This window comes from Solitalea longa (genome assembly GCF_002920915.1).
In the GTDB taxonomy this organism is placed as follows: domain Bacteria; phylum Bacteroidota; class Bacteroidia; order Sphingobacteriales; family Sphingobacteriaceae; genus Solitalea; species Solitalea longa.
This window is the reverse complement of the sequence record NZ_PQVF01000013.1, coordinates 59,068-80,473: the sequence shown is the minus strand read 5'-3', so window position 1 is coordinate 80,473 and position 21,406 is coordinate 59,068. Positions and strand designations below refer to the sequence as shown.

At 37.6% G+C, this 21,406-nt stretch carries 19 protein-coding genes; 14 read left to right on the top strand and 5 right to left on the bottom strand.

Annotated features, from left to right (window positions below; all coding sequences use genetic code 11):
* Positions 1-192: 192 nt before the first annotated feature.
* Positions 193-2,046, top strand: a complete 1,854-nt coding sequence (gene hscA, locus C3K47_RS16600) for a Fe-S protein assembly chaperone HscA (RefSeq protein WP_103790286.1) — start codon at positions 193-195, stop codon at positions 2,044-2,046.
* A 62-nt stretch (positions 2,047-2,108) separates the two neighbouring features.
* Here hscA and C3K47_RS16595 read toward each other — a convergent pair whose 3' ends face one another.
* A complete protein-coding gene (locus C3K47_RS16595; protein WP_103790285.1) occupies positions 2,109-2,669 on the bottom strand; it encodes a TMEM175 family protein in 561 nt (186 codons plus the stop codon).
* Positions 2,670-2,835: 166 nt separating this feature from the next.
* Between C3K47_RS16595 and C3K47_RS16590 the strand changes: the two genes are divergently transcribed.
* The 3 genes from C3K47_RS16590 (at position 2,836) to C3K47_RS16580 (ending at position 4,755) form a co-directional block, all read left to right on the top strand.
* Positions 2,836-3,636, top strand: a complete 801-nt coding sequence (locus tag C3K47_RS16590) for a carboxylesterase family protein (RefSeq protein ID WP_103790284.1) — start codon at positions 2,836-2,838, stop codon at positions 3,634-3,636.
* A 51-nt stretch (positions 3,637-3,687) separates the two neighbouring features.
* Positions 3,688-4,209 (top strand): GNAT family N-acetyltransferase, encoded by a 522-nt coding sequence (locus tag C3K47_RS16585; protein WP_103790283.1) that lies wholly within the window; start codon positions 3,688-3,690, stop codon positions 4,207-4,209.
* Between the two features lie 96 nt (positions 4,210-4,305).
* Positions 4,306-4,755: an NUDIX domain-containing protein gene (locus tag C3K47_RS16580; protein ID WP_103790282.1), complete on the top strand. Its 450-nt coding sequence runs from the start codon at positions 4,306-4,308 to the stop codon at positions 4,753-4,755.
* 72 nt (positions 4,756-4,827) lie between these two features.
* On the opposite strand, the gene C3K47_RS16575 is transcribed toward C3K47_RS16580, so the two are convergent.
* From C3K47_RS16575 to accC, 3 genes are all read right to left on the bottom strand, one after another.
* Positions 4,828-6,048, bottom strand: a complete 1,221-nt coding sequence (locus tag C3K47_RS16575) for a serine hydrolase domain-containing protein (RefSeq protein WP_103790281.1) — start codon at positions 6,046-6,048, stop codon at positions 4,828-4,830.
* 186 nt (positions 6,049-6,234) lie between these two features.
* A complete protein-coding gene (locus tag C3K47_RS16570) occupies positions 6,235-6,822 on the bottom strand; it encodes a riboflavin synthase (protein ID WP_103790280.1) in 588 nt (195 codons plus the stop codon).
* 106 nt (positions 6,823-6,928) lie between these two features.
* The gene (gene accC / locus C3K47_RS16565; protein ID WP_103790279.1) at positions 6,929-8,413 is read right to left on the bottom strand and encodes an acetyl-CoA carboxylase biotin carboxylase subunit; all 1,485 of its coding nucleotides are present in this window, start codon (positions 8,411-8,413) and stop codon (positions 6,929-6,931) included.
* Positions 8,414-8,624: 211 nt separating this feature from the next.
* On the opposite strand from accC, the gene C3K47_RS16560 reads away from it, so the two are divergent.
* Both C3K47_RS16560 and C3K47_RS16555 read left to right on the top strand, forming a co-directional pair.
* Positions 8,625-9,128, top strand: coding sequence for a hypothetical protein (locus tag C3K47_RS16560; protein WP_103790278.1), 504 nt, complete (start codon positions 8,625-8,627; stop codon positions 9,126-9,128).
* A 116-nt stretch (positions 9,129-9,244) separates the two neighbouring features.
* Positions 9,245-9,646 carry a DUF5684 domain-containing protein gene (locus C3K47_RS16555; RefSeq protein ID WP_103790277.1) on the top strand — a complete coding sequence of 134 codons (402 nt, stop codon included), beginning with the start codon at positions 9,245-9,247 and terminating at the stop codon, positions 9,644-9,646.
* A 51-nt stretch (positions 9,647-9,697) separates the two neighbouring features.
* Here C3K47_RS16555 and arfB read toward each other — a convergent pair whose 3' ends face one another.
* On the bottom strand, positions 9,698-10,108 hold the full coding sequence (gene arfB / locus C3K47_RS16550; RefSeq protein WP_103790276.1) for an alternative ribosome rescue aminoacyl-tRNA hydrolase ArfB: 411 nt from the start codon (positions 10,106-10,108) through the stop codon (positions 9,698-9,700).
* Between the two features lie 116 nt (positions 10,109-10,224).
* Here arfB and C3K47_RS16545 point away from each other — a divergent pair, with 116 nt between their 5' ends.
* The 8 genes from C3K47_RS16545 (at position 10,225) to C3K47_RS16510 (ending at position 21,401) form a co-directional block, all read left to right on the top strand.
* The gene (locus C3K47_RS16545) at positions 10,225-10,737 is read left to right on the top strand and encodes an RDD family protein (RefSeq protein ID WP_103790275.1); all 513 of its coding nucleotides are present in this window, start codon (positions 10,225-10,227) and stop codon (positions 10,735-10,737) included.
* Between the two features lie 159 nt (positions 10,738-10,896).
* On the top strand, positions 10,897-11,583 hold the full coding sequence (gene cmk, locus C3K47_RS16540) for a (d)CMP kinase (protein ID WP_103790274.1): 687 nt from the start codon (positions 10,897-10,899) through the stop codon (positions 11,581-11,583).
* Positions 11,584-11,685: 102 nt separating this feature from the next.
* Positions 11,686-12,549: a hypothetical protein gene (locus C3K47_RS16535; RefSeq protein WP_103790273.1), complete on the top strand. Its 864-nt coding sequence runs from the start codon at positions 11,686-11,688 to the stop codon at positions 12,547-12,549.
* A gap of 145 nt (positions 12,550-12,694) precedes the next feature.
* Positions 12,695-14,623: a 30S ribosomal protein S1 gene (rpsA, locus tag C3K47_RS16530; RefSeq protein ID WP_103790272.1), complete on the top strand. Its 1,929-nt coding sequence runs from the start codon at positions 12,695-12,697 to the stop codon at positions 14,621-14,623.
* A gap of 149 nt (positions 14,624-14,772) precedes the next feature.
* The gene (pyrR, locus tag C3K47_RS16525) at positions 14,773-15,315 is read left to right on the top strand and encodes a bifunctional pyr operon transcriptional regulator/uracil phosphoribosyltransferase PyrR (protein ID WP_103790271.1); all 543 of its coding nucleotides are present in this window, start codon (positions 14,773-14,775) and stop codon (positions 15,313-15,315) included.
* A 110-nt stretch (positions 15,316-15,425) separates the two neighbouring features.
* Positions 15,426-16,358, top strand: a complete 933-nt coding sequence (locus C3K47_RS16520; RefSeq protein ID WP_103790270.1) for an aspartate carbamoyltransferase catalytic subunit — start codon at positions 15,426-15,428, stop codon at positions 16,356-16,358.
* A gap of 343 nt (positions 16,359-16,701) precedes the next feature.
* A complete protein-coding gene (locus tag C3K47_RS16515; RefSeq protein ID WP_103790269.1) occupies positions 16,702-19,734 on the top strand; it encodes a tetratricopeptide repeat protein in 3,033 nt (1,010 codons plus the stop codon).
* Between the two features lie 8 nt (positions 19,735-19,742).
* Positions 19,743-21,401, top strand: a complete 1,659-nt coding sequence (locus tag C3K47_RS16510) for a porin family protein (RefSeq protein ID WP_103790268.1) — start codon at positions 19,743-19,745, stop codon at positions 21,399-21,401.
* Positions 21,402-21,406: the final 5 nt, after the last annotated feature.

Genomic DNA, 21,406 nt, shown 5'->3' with positions numbered 1-21,406 from the left:
GGCCGCAAAATTACTCATCCCCTTCACTTTTTTAGCATTTAAACCGCTTAAGTTTATTTTTATCAATTCTAAGCTACACCAAACTATTCCTTATCTTTGCGGTTCTTTAAAAAGTAACCCGTTAATGACAATTTGCAGGCACCTGAAACAACGATACCTGCTTAACAGCCGCTAACGAACAGTTGAGATAAAATGGCAAAAATTTCCATCAACCTGGCAACAGGTTCATTGCAAAAAGAAGATATAATTGTTGGTATTGATTTAGGAACAACCAATTCGCTGGTAGCGTTTATCAACCCAGAAAAACATCCGCAGGTGATCAATGATGCCGGCAAAGGCGTTTTAGTTCCTTCCATTATCAACCTGAATAAAAACGGAGATGCCATTGTTGGTACTGATGCAAAAGAGCATTTAATTGAAGACCCGGAGCATACTATTTTCTCGGTTAAACGTTTATTAGGCCGTTCCTATAAAGATATTGAGCACTATCAGAATTTCTTTTCCTATAAAATTGTTGACGACGATAATGACACACTTGTAAAGGTTAAGGTAGAAGATAAATTCTATTCACCGATCGAGTTGTCGGCAATGATCTTAAAAGAATTAAAGGCCCGCGCCGAACATGCGTTAAAAACGCCTGTTAACCGTGCCGTAATTACCGTTCCTGCTTATTTCAATGATTCTCAACGTCAGGCAACTCGCGATGCAGGTAAACTGGCCGGCTTAGACGTGCTTCGTATTGTAAACGAGCCAACAGCGGCAAGTTTAGCCTATGGAATCGGTTTAAATCCTGAGGAAGAAAAGACAATTGCTGTTTACGACCTTGGCGGAGGAACTTTTGATATCTCCATCCTAAGGATTCAAAATGGCATTTTTGAAGTTTTAGCTACCAACGGCGACACATTTTTGGGTGGTGATGATTTCGACAGGGCAATTATTGAGTTTTGGATTAGCCGCAGCGGACTGACCAATGATGAGCTTAAGCAGTACAAAGAGATCCGTCAGGCTTTACGTTTAAAGGCCGAAGCTGCCAAAAAACACCTGAGTTCTCATTCAACATTTGAGGGTGAAGTGCAAGGAATTGATTGCAGTATTGATAAATCTACTTTTGAAGGCTTAATACAACCTAAGGTTAACCATACCATTGCTTCTTGCAAAAATGCATTAGCTGATGCCGGTTTAACTGTAACAGATATTGATTCGATCGTAATGGTGGGTGGTTCAACCCGCACCCCATTGGTAAAGAATTCGGTGGCCAATTTCTTCGGAAAAGAAGTAAATGATACTTTAAACCCGGATGAAGTAGTTGCCCTTGGCGCTGCTATCCAAGCCGATATTTTAGCCGGAAACCGTAAAGATATTTTATTACTGGATGTAACTCCGCTCTCGCTTGGAGTTGAAACCATGGGTGGATTGATGGATGTAATTATTCCACGTAACTCAAAAGTACCAACCAAAGCAGGCCGTCAGTATACCACCGCAATCGACGGACAGGTAAATATGAAAATTTCCGTTTTCCAGGGTGAGCGCGATCTAATAAAAGACAACCGTAAGCTTGGAGAATTTGAATTGAAAGGCATCCCAGCTATGCCTGCAGGTTTCCCTAAAGTTGACATTAACTTTTTGTTGAATGCCGATGGTATTCTAACGGTTCAGGCAATTGAATTGCGATCAGGAGTAAAACAGGAGGTGGAAATTAAACCATCATATGGCTTAACGGATGCTGAAGTTGAAAAAATGTTACTCGATTCGGTTTCTCATGCAAAAGAAGATGTGGCTCAGCGAATGATCATTGAAGCCCGCACTGAAGGAGAACAAATGCTGTACACCGTTGATCGTTTTATCAAAAACAATGGACAGCTTTTGAGCCATGATGAACGTGCTAAAACCCTTGAACTGGTGGAAGAGTTAAAAAACAGCTTGCCAACAGGAACTAAAGATGAAATCTTAGCCAAAATTGATGAGCTAAACGAATACACCCGCCCATTTGCCGAACGAGTGATGGATATAGCCATTGCCACTGCTATGAAGGGCAAAGCGATATAAGTATTCCGTCAGCAGTTTGCAGTCGAAAGACTTGGGACTGCAAACTGCTGACTGAAGACTCTTTAATCCTCTACCACTTTTTCAATTCTTTTATCAGGAATTAGCCAGATGATGGCTACCAAAATATAAAACATACCCGATAAAGCTTCATGTATAAAAGCTGAGGCTATGCCAAGAATATATAAAACCGGTGATATTTTTCCTTTCCAATCATTGCCAACTGCTCTCGAAAGAGTTGAATCTTTCCCATTTTTTGCAATGATCAGGTTTTGTAAAATAACATAAGCAATACCTGCCATCAACAGTACAATACCATAAAACACCATTGTAATACTTGCAAAGTGGTTCTCCCCCATCCATCCGGTTACAAAAGGCACAAGAGATAACCAAAACAACAGGTGCAAATTTGCCCACAATATGCTTCCGTTTATCCGGGTGGTAGCATGTAACATGTGGTGATGATTATTCCAGTAAATGCCAATGTAAATAAAGCTCAAGATATAACTCAGTAATACCGGAATTAGTGATTTTAACGCTGACAATTCATGGGTATGAGGAACTTTAATCTCCAATACCATGATGGTAATAATAATTGCGAGTACCCCATCACTGAATGCCTCCATCCGTCCTTTAGTCTTAAAGCAGCTGTTTAAATATTGATCTCTAAGTTAAGACTGACAGATTCAAAAGCAAAAAATGATTTCTTATTGAAACAATCTGCCTATTTTACACTTGAAATAAGAAAATCAATCACTTACCTTAGAGACTCATTTTAAGCAACTTTAACCCATGTCAAACAAAATTATCATCAGATTATTAATAACATTCTTAAGTCTGAATTTGGTCTTCAATCATGTGGCTGCACAAGACCTGAGTTTATATCAGAAACAAACATTTATTAAAAATAATGACACCCTAAATTACCGCATTCTGTTTCCTGAGAACTATGATCCTGAAAAAAAATATCCTTTAGTATTATTTATGCATGGAGCAGGAGAAAGGGGCAACGACAATGAAAAGCAATTGGTACATGGTAGCAAATTGTTTTTAAATGATTCGATAAGAAAACAGTATCCGGCCATCGTAATATTCCCTCAATGTCCTGAAAACAGCTTTTGGGCCAATGTCAAGTTCGATTTTAGCGATGGAAAAAGAGAGTTTCATTTTCAATCAGACGGAGAGCCAACTAGGCCTTTGGCTTTAGTACAAGGTTTGGTAAAAGATTTCACTGCGAAGAAAAAAGTAGACACCAAACGGATTTACGTAATGGGGCTTTCAATGGGAGGCATGGCCACTTTTGAGCTTTTATGGCGTAACCCAAAAACATTTGCGGCTGCCATTCCTATTTGTGGAGGCGCCAATGCCGAAACCGCTAAAAAATATGCAAAAAAAACGGCCATTTGGATCTTTCATGGAGCTAAAGACCCGGTTGTTCCAGCCGATTTTTCAAGAACCATGTATAAATCATTACAAGATTATGGCGCCAATGTAAAATATACGGAGTATCCGGAAGTTGAGCATAACAGCTGGGATAATGCTTTTGTTGAACCAGATCTGCTTTCATGGTTATTTTCTAAATCATTGAAATAATTCAATAAAATAAGCCATCTTTTACTTCTGAAATAGAAAATTGAAAAGCTGATGCTCAAATTAAGAAAAGCAACTGTTGCCGATAAACCGGCCATTTTGAAATTATACCAAAAGGTGGCCCAAAATGAAGGTGGAATTGCGCGCATAATTGAAGAAATAACCAATGAATACGTTGCGGCTTTTGTAAGAAAGGCAACCGAGGAAGGCATTATTTTGTTGGTTGATCATCCCACAAAAGCAGGAGAATTAATTGGTGAGATTCATTGTTACAAACCAAAGATCAAAATATTTGCTCATGTATTAAGCGAATTAACGATCGTTGTTGATCCTGAGTTTCAAGGCCAGGGTATTGGCCGTCATCTGTTTTCAACGCTGATTGAAGAGGTAGAAGAAAACCATTCGGATATTCTGAGAATTGAACTCTTTGCACGCGAAAGCAACACACAGGCTATCAAATTTTATGAAAAACTGGGTTTTAGAATTGAAGGCCGATTCGAAAATAGAGTAATGGGAGTAAACGGTCTGGAAGCCGATATAGCCATGGCTTGGTTTAACAACAACTACCGGGAATAACTTTTAAGCATTAATTTTGATGTTACAAACTAGGCATCAATACTAATAGATTTTATCTTTACGCCTGAGCAACTGAAAACAAACCAATTAGAATAAATGAAACACAAAATCCGACCGTCTGTTGTGCTGTTAAACAATGATTCGGTTCTATTGATGAAATATATTTACAGTGACACCGAAGTTTATGGCTTACCGGGAGGCAATCCGGAAATTGGAGAAAGTTTACAAGAAGCCGTTAAACGCGAACTGCAGGAAGAGCTGAGCTTGTCGGTTGAAATAGATGATCTATTGTTTGTGGCTGAAACACATCGAACCGAAAAACAGGAAGTCGTTGTACACCATATTTTTTCAGGAAAGATTTTAGCAGGAACTCCAGAATTAAACGCTATTCACACTTCGGCACTTAGCGTTGAATGGATCAATGTTGAAGATATTGATGGCAAAAACCTTTATCCAAATATCGGAGCTGAGATAAAGTTATTATTCGGCATTGGCTCTACCGACAGAACCACTTATTTAGGTAATATCAACCAGCAATGGTTCTAATAAAGTAAGAAGTTAGATTTTAGAATTACGAATAAAGTAATCTAAAATCTAACTTCTAATATCGTACTTCCTTTAATCGGTTAGTTCATCTTCCATTTCGCCGGCATTGGCATCTTCTTCCATTACCTGCAAAACGCTTTTAACTCGATAAACCGTTCCATTTTTACGGTTACCCAAAATAATTACTACGTAATCGTCATGCGGGTTGAACCAAAATAACGTGCTGTAGCCTTTCCACCATCCATTATGATATACATAACGGGCCTTTTTACTATCAACATCCCTCAGCATCATCCTGAAACCATAACCATAGTTTTTTAAGCCTTTTCGCTCAAAACTGCGTGGTTCCCAAGCCTCTTTCATCGTTTTCTTGCTCAGGAAACAATCAGAGTTAAGTGCCTTATACCAACGGAGTAAGTCATCAACAGTTGAATAAATCCCCTTATCGCCTATTACAAAATCATAATAATCGGTTTGAATTTTCCTTCTGCCTTCATACCCCATTGTTCGATTTAAATTGATGGAATCATTTTTTGTGGTCGACAGATAGGTATTTTTCATTCCAAGCGGATCGAAAATATTCTTCTTCAAAAACTGATCGAAAGACAGACCGCTTACACGCTCAACAATTGAAGCAAGCACCATGTAATTGCTGTTATTATAAGCGAAAGAGCGGTTCGGTCGGTTGTATGGTTTGGGTTTAGACTGGGCAAACCATTTTAATATTTGATTATTATCAGGTGGCGTCCTTACCTTACGAACACTGTCATCAAACGCATAAGCGTAATATGGCAATCCGCTACGGTGACAAAGCAGCATCTGGATATTTATACCGTGGTAAGGAAAATCAGGAATAAACTTTTGAACACTATCGTCGAGCTTAATTTTACCGGCTTCATACAATTTAAGAACTGCCATGGCAGTAAATGTTTTAGACATGGAGGCCAGCTGGAATTTTGAATCGTATTTCAGGGTATCCTTCATTTTCCGGTCGAATGAAGCATAGCCAAATTTTTTACGGTAAACAACCACCCCATGCTGGGCCACTAACACATTTCCATTAAAGCCCTCGCGCTTTACTTTCTTTGCAAAAATGGTATCAAGCTGCCAGGCTTTTTTCTCGGCATGAATCTTTTCTTTAATTTCCGGAATGTCTTTTGGATCAAGCTCAAACGTTTCAGCGCAAGAACGAGTTACTAATGGCGTTTTATTTTGTTTGTCACTTTTTCCTGTGCAAGCACAAAGGCTTCCTAAGGCTATAAAAAGAATAGTTTGGTAAATCTTTCCCCTCATTTATCGTACTGGTTTAATCTTTAATGGGCGGATGCAAAAATGATAAAATATGTTTCATAGCCAAACGTAAATTACAATTAAAATAAAAAAAATTGGCTGCATTCTTACTGGAATGCAGCCAATTGCTTTTTAATAAACTACTATTACTTTTAGTTACTGATAATAATAAAAACTATAGACTGAAAATTAGCTTTTACCCAGCAAACGAGCAACGTATTTTCCAATAATATCGAACTCCAGGTTTACCACCGTACCCGGCTTAATTTCATGAAAATTAGTGTGTTCGAATGTATAAGGAATTATGGCTACAGAAAATTTACCCTCTCTTGAATTCACCACCGTTAAACTGGTTCCATTTACGGTGATTGATCCTTTTTCAACAGTTACATTTCCGTTATCTGTATTGTACTCAAACGTAAATTCCCAGCTGCCTTCTTTACTTTCAACCGTTGTACAAGCTGCAGTTTGATCAACATGTCCTTGCACAATATGCCCGTCTAATCGACCATTTAATTGCATGCAACGTTCAAGGTTAACTTTCGAGCCAATTTTCCAATCTCCTAAATTACTTTTCTTTAGCGTTTCGTCAATTGCAGTTACGGTATGTGTATTTTCGGTTTGGGCCACCACTGTTAAGCAAACTCCGTTGTGCGCCACACTCTGATCAATTTTTAGCTCATTCGAAATTGAAGATTCAATGGTAAAGTGAATATTGGAGCCTTCATTTTTAATTTGCTTTACTACTCCAAGGGTTTCAATAATTCCTGTAAACACAATATTTTAATTTGAGAATTTGAAAATTTGAGAATTTGAAAACCATCATCTCATTAAGCTATTCTTCGATGAAATTGACAGTTAAGATATTAAATGAGCTATCTCACTAAATCCTGCTCCTCATTCTCCAACTGCTGTAACCTTCTTTTGTTTCGTTAATTGACGCCATTTGTCTTTTACGGCTTTCAATGGTCCTTACCGCTAGTAAAGCCGCTATTTCAGCTTCATCCTCCAAATATTCTTCTTCGAGTTTGCCGTTGAAATATTTCTTTACAAAATGCGTATCAAATGAACCAGAGGTAAAAGCTTCGTGTTGTAAAACAAAGCGGCCAAAAGCAAGGGTAGTTTCAATCCCTGAAATGCGGTAATCCTGAATGGCTCTGATCATTCTTTCAATCGCCTCTTTACGATTCTCCCCATGCGTAATAAGTTTGGCAATCATCGGATCGTAATAGATAGGTATATCCATTCCTTGCTCAAATCCATCATCAACCCTTACACCCGGTCCTTGGGGAAGTTTATACTTTTTCAACTTACCTATATCTGGCAAGAAGTTATTATTCGGGTCCTCAGCATAAACACGCAACTCAATAGCATGACCATTAATTTTAAGATCCTCCTGTTTAAAGCTTAAGGCCTCACCGCGGGCCACTTTGATCTGCTCTTTCACTAAATCAATTCCTGTAACCATTTCGGTAACCGGGTGCTCCACCTGTAAACGAGTATTCATTTCGAGGAAGTAAAAGTTCAGCTTTTCATCAAGAATAAACTCAACCGTTCCCGCACCTACATAATTACAAGCCTTTGCCACATCAATAGCACACTGCCCCATTTTTTCACGGATCTCAGGGGTAAGAATTGCCGATGGCGCTTCTTCTATTACTTTTTGATGGCGACGCTGAACCGAGCATTCGCGCTCAAACAAATGGACAATATTGCCATGTGTATCACCTAATATTTGAAATTCGATATGGCGGGGAGAAGCTACATAACGTTCAATAAACACCGACCCATCCCCAAAAGCTGATTTTGCTTCACTGATGGCCCTGTGCATTTGCTCTTCCAGTTCATCCGCATGTTCAACCACACGCATACCCTTTCCGCCACCACCTGCCGAAGCCTTGATCAAAATTGGAAAACCAATTTCCTGAGCAATTCTTTTCGCTTCAGCTTCATCGACAATGGCACCATCACTACCCGGAACCAACGGAATATTAAATTTTTTAGCGGCAGCCTTAGCCGAAAGCTTGTCTCCCATCATTTCCATTGATTCGGGAGAAGGGCCTATTAAAGTTATTCCTGCCTGTTTAACCTTTCTGGCAAATTCAGCGTTTTCTGATAAAAAACCATAACCCGGATGAATACCATCAGCCCCGGTACTTAATGCCGCGTTTATAATTTTTTCAATTACTAAATAAGATTGATTTGAAGCGGCCGGGCCTATATGTACCGATTCATCAGCGTATCTAACATGCAAGGCGTTTCGATCAGCATCTGAAAATACTGCGACGGTTTTTATACCCATTTCACGGGCAGAGCGCATAATTCTTAAAGCAATTTCACCCCTATTGGCAATTAGTATTTTATTCATTAATAACTTCAATTTTGGATTGGCAGAAATCGGCCTTGTTATTTAAAAATAGTATTGGTCGAATTTTTGAATGGCTAAAAATAAACTATTTTTTCTATGGAAATTAATTTGTTTTTAACAGCTCATTTACAATTGGGCAACAAGTATTAACATTTAAAACTACGCTTTTACTGAAATCTAGTATATCAATTAATTTAAGCTATCCCCCAATATGACCCGAACCATTTTAATCGTTTTTATCTTATTTTTTTCTGGCATAGTTCAAAGCTTTGCGCAATCGCTTGACCAAGCCCGCAAGGAACTTAACACATTACTCGTACAAAGAAGTTCCTTGTTCCAGGAATGGAAACGAAATGTGCAGGAACGAAATGCCTTTTTTGGTGGTCAATCTAAAAGTGACCTAAAACAGGTTATTGCCACCCAACAAAAAATCATTGAGCTCGACAACCGAATTATGGACGCCATTGACAAGCTTAACTTGGCCAAAACCAGCTCAGTTATTGAAAAACGCGATTCATTAAGCAGCCAAACCTTTCGTTTTAACAATGACCAAACCCGTCTGCAAAATATTATCAAACGAAAAGATGACAGGATTCAAATTTTAAAAGAAGACATCAGATACCACGAGAAGGTTGAAAACACACTCAAAGGTGCGTTTGTATTAAGTATGGCAATACTAATTGCACTTGGGCTTTGGATATGGTCGAAACGTTAATTTTTGGATACATTTCAACAAGTTGATTTTCAAGAAGTTAAATTATTTGTTTTTAATACAATTATGTATCTTTAAAACAAGTAACATTTTAACTATCAAACACTTACTATTTGTTTATGGAAAATCAATTTTCAGCATCTGCCGAATCTCCAATCGGTGTGGGGATTATCATTGCGTATCTGGCAATAGTCCTCTTGGGCCTTATTATTTCCTGGAAAATTTTTGTTAAGGCATCAAAACCCGGATGGGCCGCTATCATTCCAATTTATAATATCATTGTTCTATTGGAAATTGTAGGCCGACCAACCTGGTGGGTTATTCTGCTCTTTATTCCCTTTGTTAATTTCGTTATACTGATCCTAATTTGTATCGATCTGGCTAAAAGCTTCGGCAAGTCAACAGCCTTTGGCATTGGGCTATTTTTTTTGAATCTCATTTTCGGTGCTATTTTAGCTTTTGGAGATGCCGTTTACCAAGGCCCATCTGCACAAATTCCCAATAAACTGGCCAACAATTAAACTAACTACCAATATATACTGATAACAAAGGGTGATAATTACCACCCTTTGTTATATCCAGTTGTTTTTATTGCGGTTAATTTTCTTTAATGATTTCATTTGCTTCTCATTTAGACGATTCTCAATGGATGCTTTTGAAGGCTTAGTAGCCTTGCGTGGTTTTGTTATTTTAATCGCATTTTCGAGCAAGTGAGCCATTTTTTCTACTGCTTTAATTTTGTTCATCAATTGGCTACGCTCCTCTTCGCACGCTAGTTTAATCAACCCTTCTTTCGTAATTCTATTTGCCAATTTTTGATTCAGTATCTTCTTTTGATCCTCGTCAAACAATTGGGAATTATTAACCGAAAAACCTATTTCTACCTTAGTGGAAACTTTGTTTACATTCTGTCCGCCTTTACCACTACTCCTCGACATCTGATAGCTTAATTCAGATGCGAGCTTTGCTCTGTCTATCACCATTTCTTTATTTTATCAGTCGACTAATCAACTTAAATTCAACTTATTATATTTTGATTTAATATTTAAAACTATAAATTAGACTCATTACAAAACTAATCAAAAACTAATTTTTTACTATGGATTCAACAAGCACCCAATTTCAAACATTTGAACAAGCCCAGGCTTCACAAACATTTGCAGGATTTGGCATCCGTTTAATCGCCTGTATTCTTGACAGTATTATTTTATCGATTTTATATGGTATTGTTTTTTCAATACTAATTTCTTTCGGCCTCATTAGCTTTTCATTAGCCGATATTGGAAACCTGGAAAACAATCCATTAGCAATTCTGGCTATTATTTCTGCCATGTCCGTTTTCGTGTTGCTTGCCATTTTAGGCAGTTGGTTATATCACGCCCTATTAACTTCATCTGGAAAACAAGGAACTATCGGAAAACAAATACTTGGCATTAAAGTAGTCGATATGGATGGTAACCGCATTTCTTTTGCAAGGGCAACCGGACGATATTTCTCTGTAATGATTACCAACCTGATTCCATTGTTTATCGGCTATCTGCTTGCTTTATTTACTGACAAAAAACAAGCCCTTCACGATATGATCGCTGGAACCGTTGTTTTAAATAAATAAAATTCCTTATTTAGCAATCCACTCTAATCCATTATCTAAGAAGAAGCAAGTCAATTTATGTTGTCTTGCTTTTTTTGTTAATACCCAATAGATCGAATTTAAACATCTATGTATTCTGTGTTTGATTTTTCTAAATTTGCATCGTTCTAACTTAACAGCATGCCTAAAAATTTCATCATTGCAATTGACGGTTACTCTTCTTGCGGAAAAAGCACAATTGCCAAAGCTTTAGCCAAACGATTAAATTTTATTTATGTTGATTCGGGGGCTATGTACAGGGCCACAACCTTGTATTTTCTTAGAAATAAAATTGACTGGCATGACCACGATGCCGTTGTGGAAACATTAAAAGATGTACACGTAGAACTTCATCTCGAAAATGATTTTACCCAAGTGCTTTTAAATGATGAAGATGTATCTGAAGAAATTCGATTGATGCCAGTTTCGCAAAACGTGAGCAAAGTGAGTGCAATTAAAGAGGTTCGGAAAGCAATGGTGAAGCTGCAACAGAAAATGGGCAAAACCAAAAACATTGTGATGGACGGCCGAGACATAGGAACTACAGTATTTCCAGATGCTCAGCTAAAAGTATTTATGACGGCTGAACCGTTAATACGTGCCGAACGACGCTACAAAGAACTAAAAGCCAAAGGCGAAGATATTTCAGTCCGTGAAGTACTTGACAATCTTAAAGAGCGTGATTACGAAGATACCACCCGTGAAGAAAGCCCCTTACGTAAAGCCGACGATGCGGTAATACTCGACAACTCACACATGACCCCAGAACAGCAACTTGAATTTGTGGCAAAGTTGTACAACAATCTACTGGATAGAAATAGTCAATGATCTAAACTTTCATTTACTCAAATCATCATTTATTCAAATCATCCTATATAATTAAAAGAGATAAAATTAATTTCTCGATAGATAAATTACAAAGCTGCAATTATGAAAAACAACCTACCTAATACCTGCATTTTATTCATACTCTTTAGCATCAGCCTTTCGGCCTGCAACTTTATAGGGGCTAATGTTGAAAAAAAACTTACCGAGCATTCATTAACTCTTGTAAGAATTGAAAAGCCGGATAGTATTGGTGAAATTACCATTAATAACGATGGTACTTACTTAAAAAAACCCGATACACCGTTTAAACTTCCTACTGAATCATCATTTATTCACTTCTATAACGACGGAGTTTTTATATCTTTTGACAATAATCAGTACTCAACAGGGAAATGGTTTTATTCAACGGCTGACTCAATAATTACCATTAGAGGAAACGTGAAAAAGGAAACGCTTTTGAAGCTTGTTTCTATACAGAAAGACAATTTCAAATTCAAAATACTGGAAGTAAATAAGATAAAATCAAATGATGATTATTTATTATTCTATTCTCAAAGCACTCATTTTGAAGGACAAACCAAAGATCTTCTCTCATTAAATGAAAATCAATGGCGGATAAAACCCATCCAAAAAGAGAGTAATGAACAAATTAAACAAAGAGTACTGTCGCAGTTAAAGTATCATATTGATTATTTCAATATGACAAAAGACAAAAAACAAACGTACTTCGAAACCAAAATTCTTCAATCGCCATTCAACTTTTACCAAAATGCTCTTGGTGTACCCCACAATTATGAGCTGCCTGAAGAATGGGTAGAAACTTTTTATAGCCGAGAGGATGCGGAAAAGGCCGCGGATCTATTAAGAAGCACCATTAAAAATATTGATGGGGTGAAAACACATGAAAGATTCACCGAAACGTATACAGAAATCATCAATAAAATGATTGATCGGTTACTGATTTAGATTTCTTGCTCAAAATCTTCATGTTAGCCATTTCTTAAATTCGTTACTTGCTCATTTTCAATTAAATAATTTTTCATTTATTTCGGAGAATATGTGTACTTTTGCGGTCCGCCAAAGGGCGGAAAAAGGAGACATGAAAAAATAAATGGCAAAAAAAGACAAAGAACAAGACGTTCTGGCAGCTGAATTAAAGACTGCTAATGTTGAGGGCGTAGAGAAAACTTCTCGCCGCGAACAAGTTGAATCTGAAGCAGATTCATTGTCTATTGAACAGATCAAATCAGCAAGCCTGACCCAAAACGCAGGTGATTTTGACTGGGATGGTAACAAAAAAGGTTTTGGAAACTACTCTAAAGCTGAGCGTGAAAAATTAGAGGCACTTTACGAAGGCACTTTAAGCTCAGTTACTAAAGGAGAGATCGTTACTGGTAAAGTAGTATTGATCAACAACAAAGACGTGGTATTAAACATCGGATTTAAATCAGATGGTTTAGTATCATTATCTGAATTCCGTGATACCCCTGATTTAAAAGTAGGCGACGACGTTGACGTTTTCGTTGAAAGCCAGGAAGACTCAAACGGTCAGTTAATCCTTTCTCGCAAACGCGCTAAAACCCAAAAATCTTGGGAAACTATCAATAAAGCGCTCGAAAACGACGAAATCATCAATGGTTTTGTTAAGAGCCGCACTAAAGGTGGTTTGATCGTAGATATCCAAGGTGTAGAAGCTTTCTTACCTGGTTCTCAAATCGATATCAAACCTATCCGCGACTACGATGTGTACGTTGGTAAAACAATGGAATTCAAAGTTGTTAAAATCAACCACGAATTCAAGAACGTTGTTGTATCTCACAAAGTACTTATCGAAGACGATCTTGAAAATCAAAAAATCGACATCATCTCTAAACTTGAAAAAGGTCAGGTACTTGAAGGTACTGTTAAAAACATCACCGCATTTGGTGTGTTCATTGACCTTGGCGGCGTAGATGGTCTATTACACATTACCGATATTTCATGGGGTCGTATCGATCACCCAGAAGAGGTATTGAAATTAGATCAGAAAATCAACGTTGTAGTTCTTGATTTTGATGATGATAAAAAACGTATTGCTTTAGGCTTAAAACAATTACAATCTCATCCTTGGGAATCTTTAGATACTGAAATCCAAGTTGGTTCTAAAGTTAAAGGTAAGATCGTTACTGTAGCTGATTACGGAGCATTCTTAGAGATCATCCCAGGTGTAGAAGGTTTGATCCACGTTTCTGAAATGTCATGGTCACAACACTTACGCAATCCTCAAGAATTCATGAAAGTGAGTGATGAGGTTGAAGCAGTTGTATTAACCTTAGACCGCGAAGAGCGTAAAATGTCATTAGGTGTTAAACAACTTACTCCAGATCCTTGGGTAGGTGTTGCTGAAAAATACCCTGTTGGCAGCAAACACACTGCAACCGTGAAAAACATGACTAACTTCGGCGTGTTCGTTGAGTTAGAAGATGGTATTGATGGTTTAGTTCACATCTCTGATCTTTCATGGTCTAAAAAAATCAACCACCCTCATGAATTCACTAAAGTTGGTGAAGCATTAGAAGTAGTTGTTTTAGAAGTTGATGCTGAAAACCGCAAATTAAGCTTAGGTCACAAACAATTAGAAGAGAACCCTTGGGATACTTTCGAAACTATCTTCACGTTAGATTCAGTTCACCAAGGTACTATCATCAAAATGGCCGATAAAGGTGCTATCGTAGCTTTACCTTACGGTGTTGAAGGATTCGCTCCTACTAAACACTTGGTTAAAGAAGACGGTAAATCTTTAGGTGCTGAGGATACTTCAGACTTCATCGTTATTGAGTTCAACAAAGACTCTAAACGTATTTTAGTTTCTCACTCACGTATTTGGGAAGAAGAAAAAGCTCAAGAGCGTGCTGTAGAAAGAGATACTAAGAAAAAAGAAGCTGGTGCTCAGGCTAAAGCTGTGAAAAAAGTAAAAGAATCAGTTGAGAAAACCACTTTAGGTGATCTTGATGTTCTTGCTGCTTTGAAAGAGCAAATGGAAAACGATAAGAAAAAATAATCTTTAGTTTTTTCATTTAACATATTGAAAGCCTTCCGGTAACGGGAGGCTTTCTTCATTTTAACCACTATTTGTTCTAAATCCGTTACTCAAAGCCAATATTTTCTTCCATCATTTTTTCTATATTTGTCAAATTTTAAACGCCATCAATGCTACACAAACCGTTGCTTAGCAGTCCGAAATTTGACCTTACTATCAAACGTCTTTGCTATCAATTGATAGAAAACCACAATAATTTTTCAAATACCGTAATCATTGGCTTGCAACCCAGGGGAATATACCTGGCCAATCGCATTAAGGAAGAACTATCGAAGATTCTACCTAAAGCCCATATTGATTGTGGAGACCTTGATATTACCTTTTTCAGAGATGATTTCCGTCGTCGCGAATCGCCTTTGGTTCCAAATGCTACTAATATCAACTTTATTATAGAAGGGAAAAAGGTTATCCTGGTTGATGATGTGCTTTTTACGGGCCGTACCATCCGTGCAGGAATGGATGCCATGTTAGCCTATGGACGACCAAAAAAAGTGGAGCTATTGGTTTTAGTTGACCGAAGATATTCTCGTGAAATTCCTATTGAACCAGATTATATTGGTATTCAGGTAGATTCTATTGCTTCCCAAAATGTTCGGGTTTCGTGGAAGGAAACCGAGGGAACGGATAAAATAGAACTGATCACTGAAAAATAAGACAGGTCGCTGTGCCTTTAAATACCGCAGAGACGCGGAGGCGCAGAGAAAATTTATGCGTCTCTGCACTTTCAAGTAAAACCGAAGTAATAAGACTCAAATACTAAATCATGCAACAGCTCAGCAACCGACATTTACTTGGTATTAAAGACCTCACCGAAAATGATATCCAACTAATACTCGAGACTGCCGACAATTTTAAAGAAGTAATTAATCGCCCAATTAAAAAGGTACCTTCTTTACGAGATGTTACAATTGCCAACATCTTTTTTGAGAATTCTACTCGCACTAAACTTTCATTTGAATTGGCTCAAAAACGCCTTTCAGCCGATATTATTAACTTTGCCGCCTCGTCATCATCCGTGAGTAAAGGCGAAACCTTGATCGATACGGTTAACAATATCCTGGCGATGAAGGTTGATATGATCGTTATGCGTCATCCTTATGCGGGAGCAGGAATTTTTCTTTCAAAACATATAAACGCTCAAATAATAAATGCCGGGGATGGTGCTCATGAGCATCCTACACAGGCTTTATTAGACGCCTTTTCTATTCGTCAGAAGTATGGCGATGTGGCAGGTAAGAAAGTAGTTATTGTGGGAGATATCCTTCACTCACGTGTAGCGCTTTCGAACATACTTTGTTTGCAAAAACTGGGGGCAGAAGTAATGGTTTGCGGACCAACTACCTTAATGCCTCGATATATAAAAGAATTAGGAGTAAAAGTTGAACATAATCTGAGAAAAGCGTTAAACTGGTGCGATGTAGCCAATATGCTGCGCATTCAGTTAGAACGTTTCGAAATTAAATACTTCCCTTCTATCCGCGAATACTCAATGATGTATGGATTGAATAAGCAAATTCTCGACTCACTGGATAAAGAAATTACGATCATGCATCCAGGACCGATTAATCGGGGGGTAGAGATTACCTCTGACGTGGCTGATTCGAAACAATCAATTATTCTTGAGCAGGTTGAAAATGGTGTGGCCGTTCGTATGGCGGTAATGTATTTATTGGCGAGTCAGTATCCATTAGTTTAATCAAACTATTTCTTCTTGCTGGTTAGTAGTTTCCATCCACAACTGTGGAGTTTAAGCCACAGCTATGCTCATCTTTTACCACTGCCGAAAAAACGAACGAAATCATAGTTGATTTCTTATGTAACTTTCGACTTACATATGCATGAATTATCCACACCTGTGAATAACTCTAAACCAATTAAGGCCAAGAATTGCAATAATTTTAGATTTTGAACAGTTTATTCATAAAAACAAGGGCTTACCCCCGGTTCGATTTACCAGAAAAGCTAATTAGTAGTACAAACTTTGCCTAATAGGGCAATCGAGATAAGGATTAAATTATTTTATATAGAGTTCATCAACAATGATTAAAAAATCAGGTCTGTTAGCGTTCATTATTTCCTCATTTTCCATCCATTTTGCATGTGCACAAGCTACTGCCGAATACACCGTTAATGAAACCTACAGAAAGGCACTGGAACTTTTCGACAGTCAAAAATATGCCTCAGCAAATGAATTATTTCGCCAGGTATATACTGAAGTAAATTCTACCACCAACAGCAGTTACGATCCAAGTAAAAACACAACAACAAAGGTTAATGCTGAATACTATGCCGCTGTTTGTGCGCTGGAACTAAACAACAAAAATGCTGAGAGCGAATTATTATCGTTTATAAAAACCTATCCGGATAACCCGAAGTCGAAAACTGCGAAATTTCAGATCGGTAAAGTTTACTTTAAAAACGAAAGCTACACAGAAGCACTAAACTGGTTTACTCAGGTTGAAGAAATCGACTTAAACGAAACTGATCAGCTTGAATATAACTTTAAACTGGGGTATTGTTATTTTGTTGCTAAAGATTACAACAAGGCTAAAGCTCATTTTTCGAATGTAAAAGATGGCGCTAACCGTTTTAGTGAAGACGCCACTTACTATTATGCCCATATTGCTTATATCAACAAGGATTATCCTACTGCCCTTTCTCATCTTAATAAGATCAAAAACTCGCCAAAATATGCCGAGATCTATCAATTTTATACTGCTCAGATTTTCTTAATAAATGGAAAGTATGACGATGTGATCGCATTTACAGAGCCGATTGTCAGCAAAGGAAATTCGAAATATAAGCCTCAACTACATAAAATTTTAGGGGCAGCCTATTTTAATAAAAAGAACTACCCTATTGCTCAGCGTAACTTTGATGTCTACCTAAGCAATTCAGCCGCAACAGCTGATCAAACAACACAAGACACTTATCAAATAGGCTATACGTATTATCAGAATAAAGAATATGATAAAGCCATTGGTCAACTTGAAAAGCTAATTGACGCAGACGATGCTTACGGACAATATGGTATGCTAACCTTGGGAAATGCTTTTTTGGCAAAGCAAAATAAACTGAATGCTCGTGCCGCATTTCAACGGGGTGCTAAACTTACTTACGATGAGGGGGTTCGAGAGGACTGTTTACTGAACTACGCAAAACTAGCGTATGAAACTAACTTTTCGCAGCAAGGCTTAACGGCCGCAAAAGAATTTGTGAGTAAATATCCTCGATCAAAAAATATTGATGAGGCCAAAACCCTTTTAGGTGAAATTTTGCTTTCCTCAAAAAACTATAAGGAAGCACTTGAAACACTTGAAAGTGTTAAAAAACGTAAAGAGAACACCGATTTGCTTTATCAAAAGGTAGCCTATTATCGTGGTGCTGAAGTTTTCAACGCACGTGATTTTTCTTATGCTGCCGAGCTATTCGACAAATCATTGAATAACCCGGTTGACGGAAAGATTGAGATGCAGGCCTTATACTGGAAAGCTGAATCGCTATTTGAATTGCAACGTTACGATGAAGCTATAAACACCTATGATGACTTTTTAAGCTATCCGGGTATTGCTGGATTACCGATCTACAAATACGCTTATTACAACGTAGGCTATGCCTATTTCCAACGTGAAAATTATGGAAAAGCTGCTGATTATTTCGAACGCTATGTAAACAGTACTAATGCCGATAAGAAAATGGCCATGGATGCCACCCTGCGTATTGGCGACTGCAATTTTGTGGCAAAGAGTTATGATAAAGCCTTAACACAATACAATAAAGTAATTATTGCCGGAGCTGCGGGGGCTGATTATGCGATCTTCCAAAAAGCTATGATCCAGGGCGTTCAAAACAAATTGAACGACAAGATCTACTCACTTAAATCATTGCTGGAGTTATATCCTCATTCATCGTATAATGATGATGCCATCTATGAATCAGCTTACGCCAGTTTTGTACTCAATAACTACGAACAGGCTAAAGCAGGGTTCAACGACATAATTCAGCGCTTTCCGAACAGCAGTTATGTGCCTAAAGCAATGCTGAATATCGGTTTGATCTATGTTAATACCGAAGATGACAATAATGCTTTAACAGCTTACAAAGCCATAGTTACCAAATACCCTAATACTTCTGAATCAAAAGAAGCGGTTTTAGCTATTAAAAACATTTACGTGGATAAGGGCAATACTGGTGAGTTCCTTACTTATGCTAAAAATACACCAGGAGCCGCAATTAGTGCAAGCGCTCAGGACTCGATCAGTTTTGAAGCGGCCAACAATGTATATATGAAAGGTAAATGCGATGAAAGTGTTCCTGCTTTTACTACTTATATTAATGAGTTTGCGAACGGATACTTTATAAATGATGCTCATTTTAATCGTGCAGAATGCTTAATGAAGCAAAAGCGTACAGACGAAGCATTAGCTGATTACCAATATTTAGCAGCTAAAACCAATAAATATTCTGAAAAAGCCTTGTTTAACACTTCTAAGATTTATTTGGATAAAAAGGATTTCGAGTCAGCAAAACCTTATTTAAAACGTTTAGAAAGTGCCGATTTCAAAGCTAACTACGGATACGCTATTGTTGGTTTAATGCGTGTTAGTAATGAAGAAAACAATACTGATTCTACATTATATTATGCCAATAAAGTAATCAGTTTTGATAAAATGCCTTTAGAAGAGATCAATGCGGCCCATTTATTCTCTGCAAAAGCTTACCTGACAAAAGGTGACACTACGATAGCAGTAAAGTCATTAGGCAACGTTTCTTCAACAACAAAATCAGTTAATGCTGCTGAAGCCAAATATTTAACTGCATTGATCCAGTACAATAAAGGTCAATACAAGCAGTCGCAAAAAAGCTGTTTCGAAGTGATCGACAATTTATCAAACCACGATTATTGGGTAGCAAAAAGCTTTTTACTGTTAGCCGATAACTATTATAAGCAAGGAGATAATTTCCAGGCGAAAAGCACCTTGCAGAGCATACTTGATAACTACGAAGGCAGTGACGATATAATTCCGTCAGCAAAAGAAAAATTGGCAAAAATTAATCGTTCAGGCAAATAAGAGAAATCATGAAACTTCAACATAAATTATATTTTATAGCATTAGGTACACTTTTGTTTGCAAGCACAACTAGTTACGCACAAAAGAAACTGGAAGAAGAAATAGAATTTGTTCGTCCGTATAAACCTGTTTTGGGTGATGCGATAAAAATTCGCCGTAATCCTGATTTCAATGACGATAATACCACCAAACCTGTTTTACAGTATACACAATTCGATAGGCAATTCAACCAAAATGGCAATATCTCTAAAGTAGGCGCCCAAGCATTGCCCTCTGAAGGGAATGCTGTTTTGCCTCTATTTTATGCTAAACTAGGCGGCGGAAATCTATCGAGTATTTTAGGTGAGTTTTTCTTTAACAGCGCCCAATCACCAACTGAGCAATATGGCTTTTATTACCAGGCTTATACTGCCAAAGGTGAAATTGACAACCAAAACTTTTCGCGCAATAATGTTGGCCTGTTTGGTAAGTTCATTAATGAATCATTCACCACTACGGCAAGCTTAAATTACAAACAAAACAATAATTATTACTACGGATATGACCACGAGCTATTTTCGTACGAGAAAAACGATGTTTTGCATAAGCTGAATAACTTTAACGGAGAAGTGGAGCTTGCGAGCAACATTGATCCGGCTAAAACCTTTACCTATGCAGTAAAACTTGGTGGCTATGCCTTTTCTGATAACTATTCGGCCAAAGAAAGCAACGTTTACTTAAATACAATAGCTGGAGATAACTTTGGCAACTTTGGTGGTCATGTGGCGTTAAACCTCGACATGAACAATTACAACGATGCGACTAAGGTTAAGAATCATTTCTTCAGGTTGAATCCCTATGTAACTTTAGAACGGGAGCGCTTGCAAAGTAAGCTGGGCTTAAATTTTGTTTCTAACTTTGGCGACAATAGTTCTTTCAAAATTTACCCTAATGTTTATGCCGAGTATCAGGCCATTGATAAATACTTGAGTTTCTTTGGAGGTTTGAACGGCGATCTGCAGAAAAACACCCTGAAAGACCTTTCAGTTCGAAATCCTTTCCTAGGCTCTGATATTGTGCTGAAAAATTCAAATGAACGCCTGAAAATATATGCAGGTTTAAAGGGAACGATCATTACCGGCTTAGGCTTTAAAGTTCAGTTTACTTCAAGCAGTATTGACAGTTTGCCATTTTTTGCCAACAACGTGGTGCCGGCAAATGGAACTGAACCACAAACGATTTCTGAAAAGTATTACGTTGTTTATGCAGGTAAAAAAAGTAATCTTAGCACTATTACAGCTAATCTAGAGTATGCCGCCTCGGATCGTTTGCGCTTAGGTTTCGAATTTTTATCGAATAGTTATGACCTAACAGACATAGATAAACCATGGCTAACACCGAAATATCGGGTAAATCTTTCCGGCACTTACCAGGCAATGAAAAATTTATCGTTTACCGCTGATTTATTTAATGTGAGCAAACAATATGCATTAATTGACCCGGCTGTAAACTCCTATAAAACGCTAAGTGGTTATACCGATTTAAACATTAGCGGAAATTACCAGTTCCATAAAAACTTTGGCGCTTTTGCCAATGTGAATAACATTTTAGGTAAAAAATACGACCTGTACCTGAATTATCCGAGTTATGGATTTAACTTTATCGCCGGAATTAGCGTAACCTTTTAAACAAG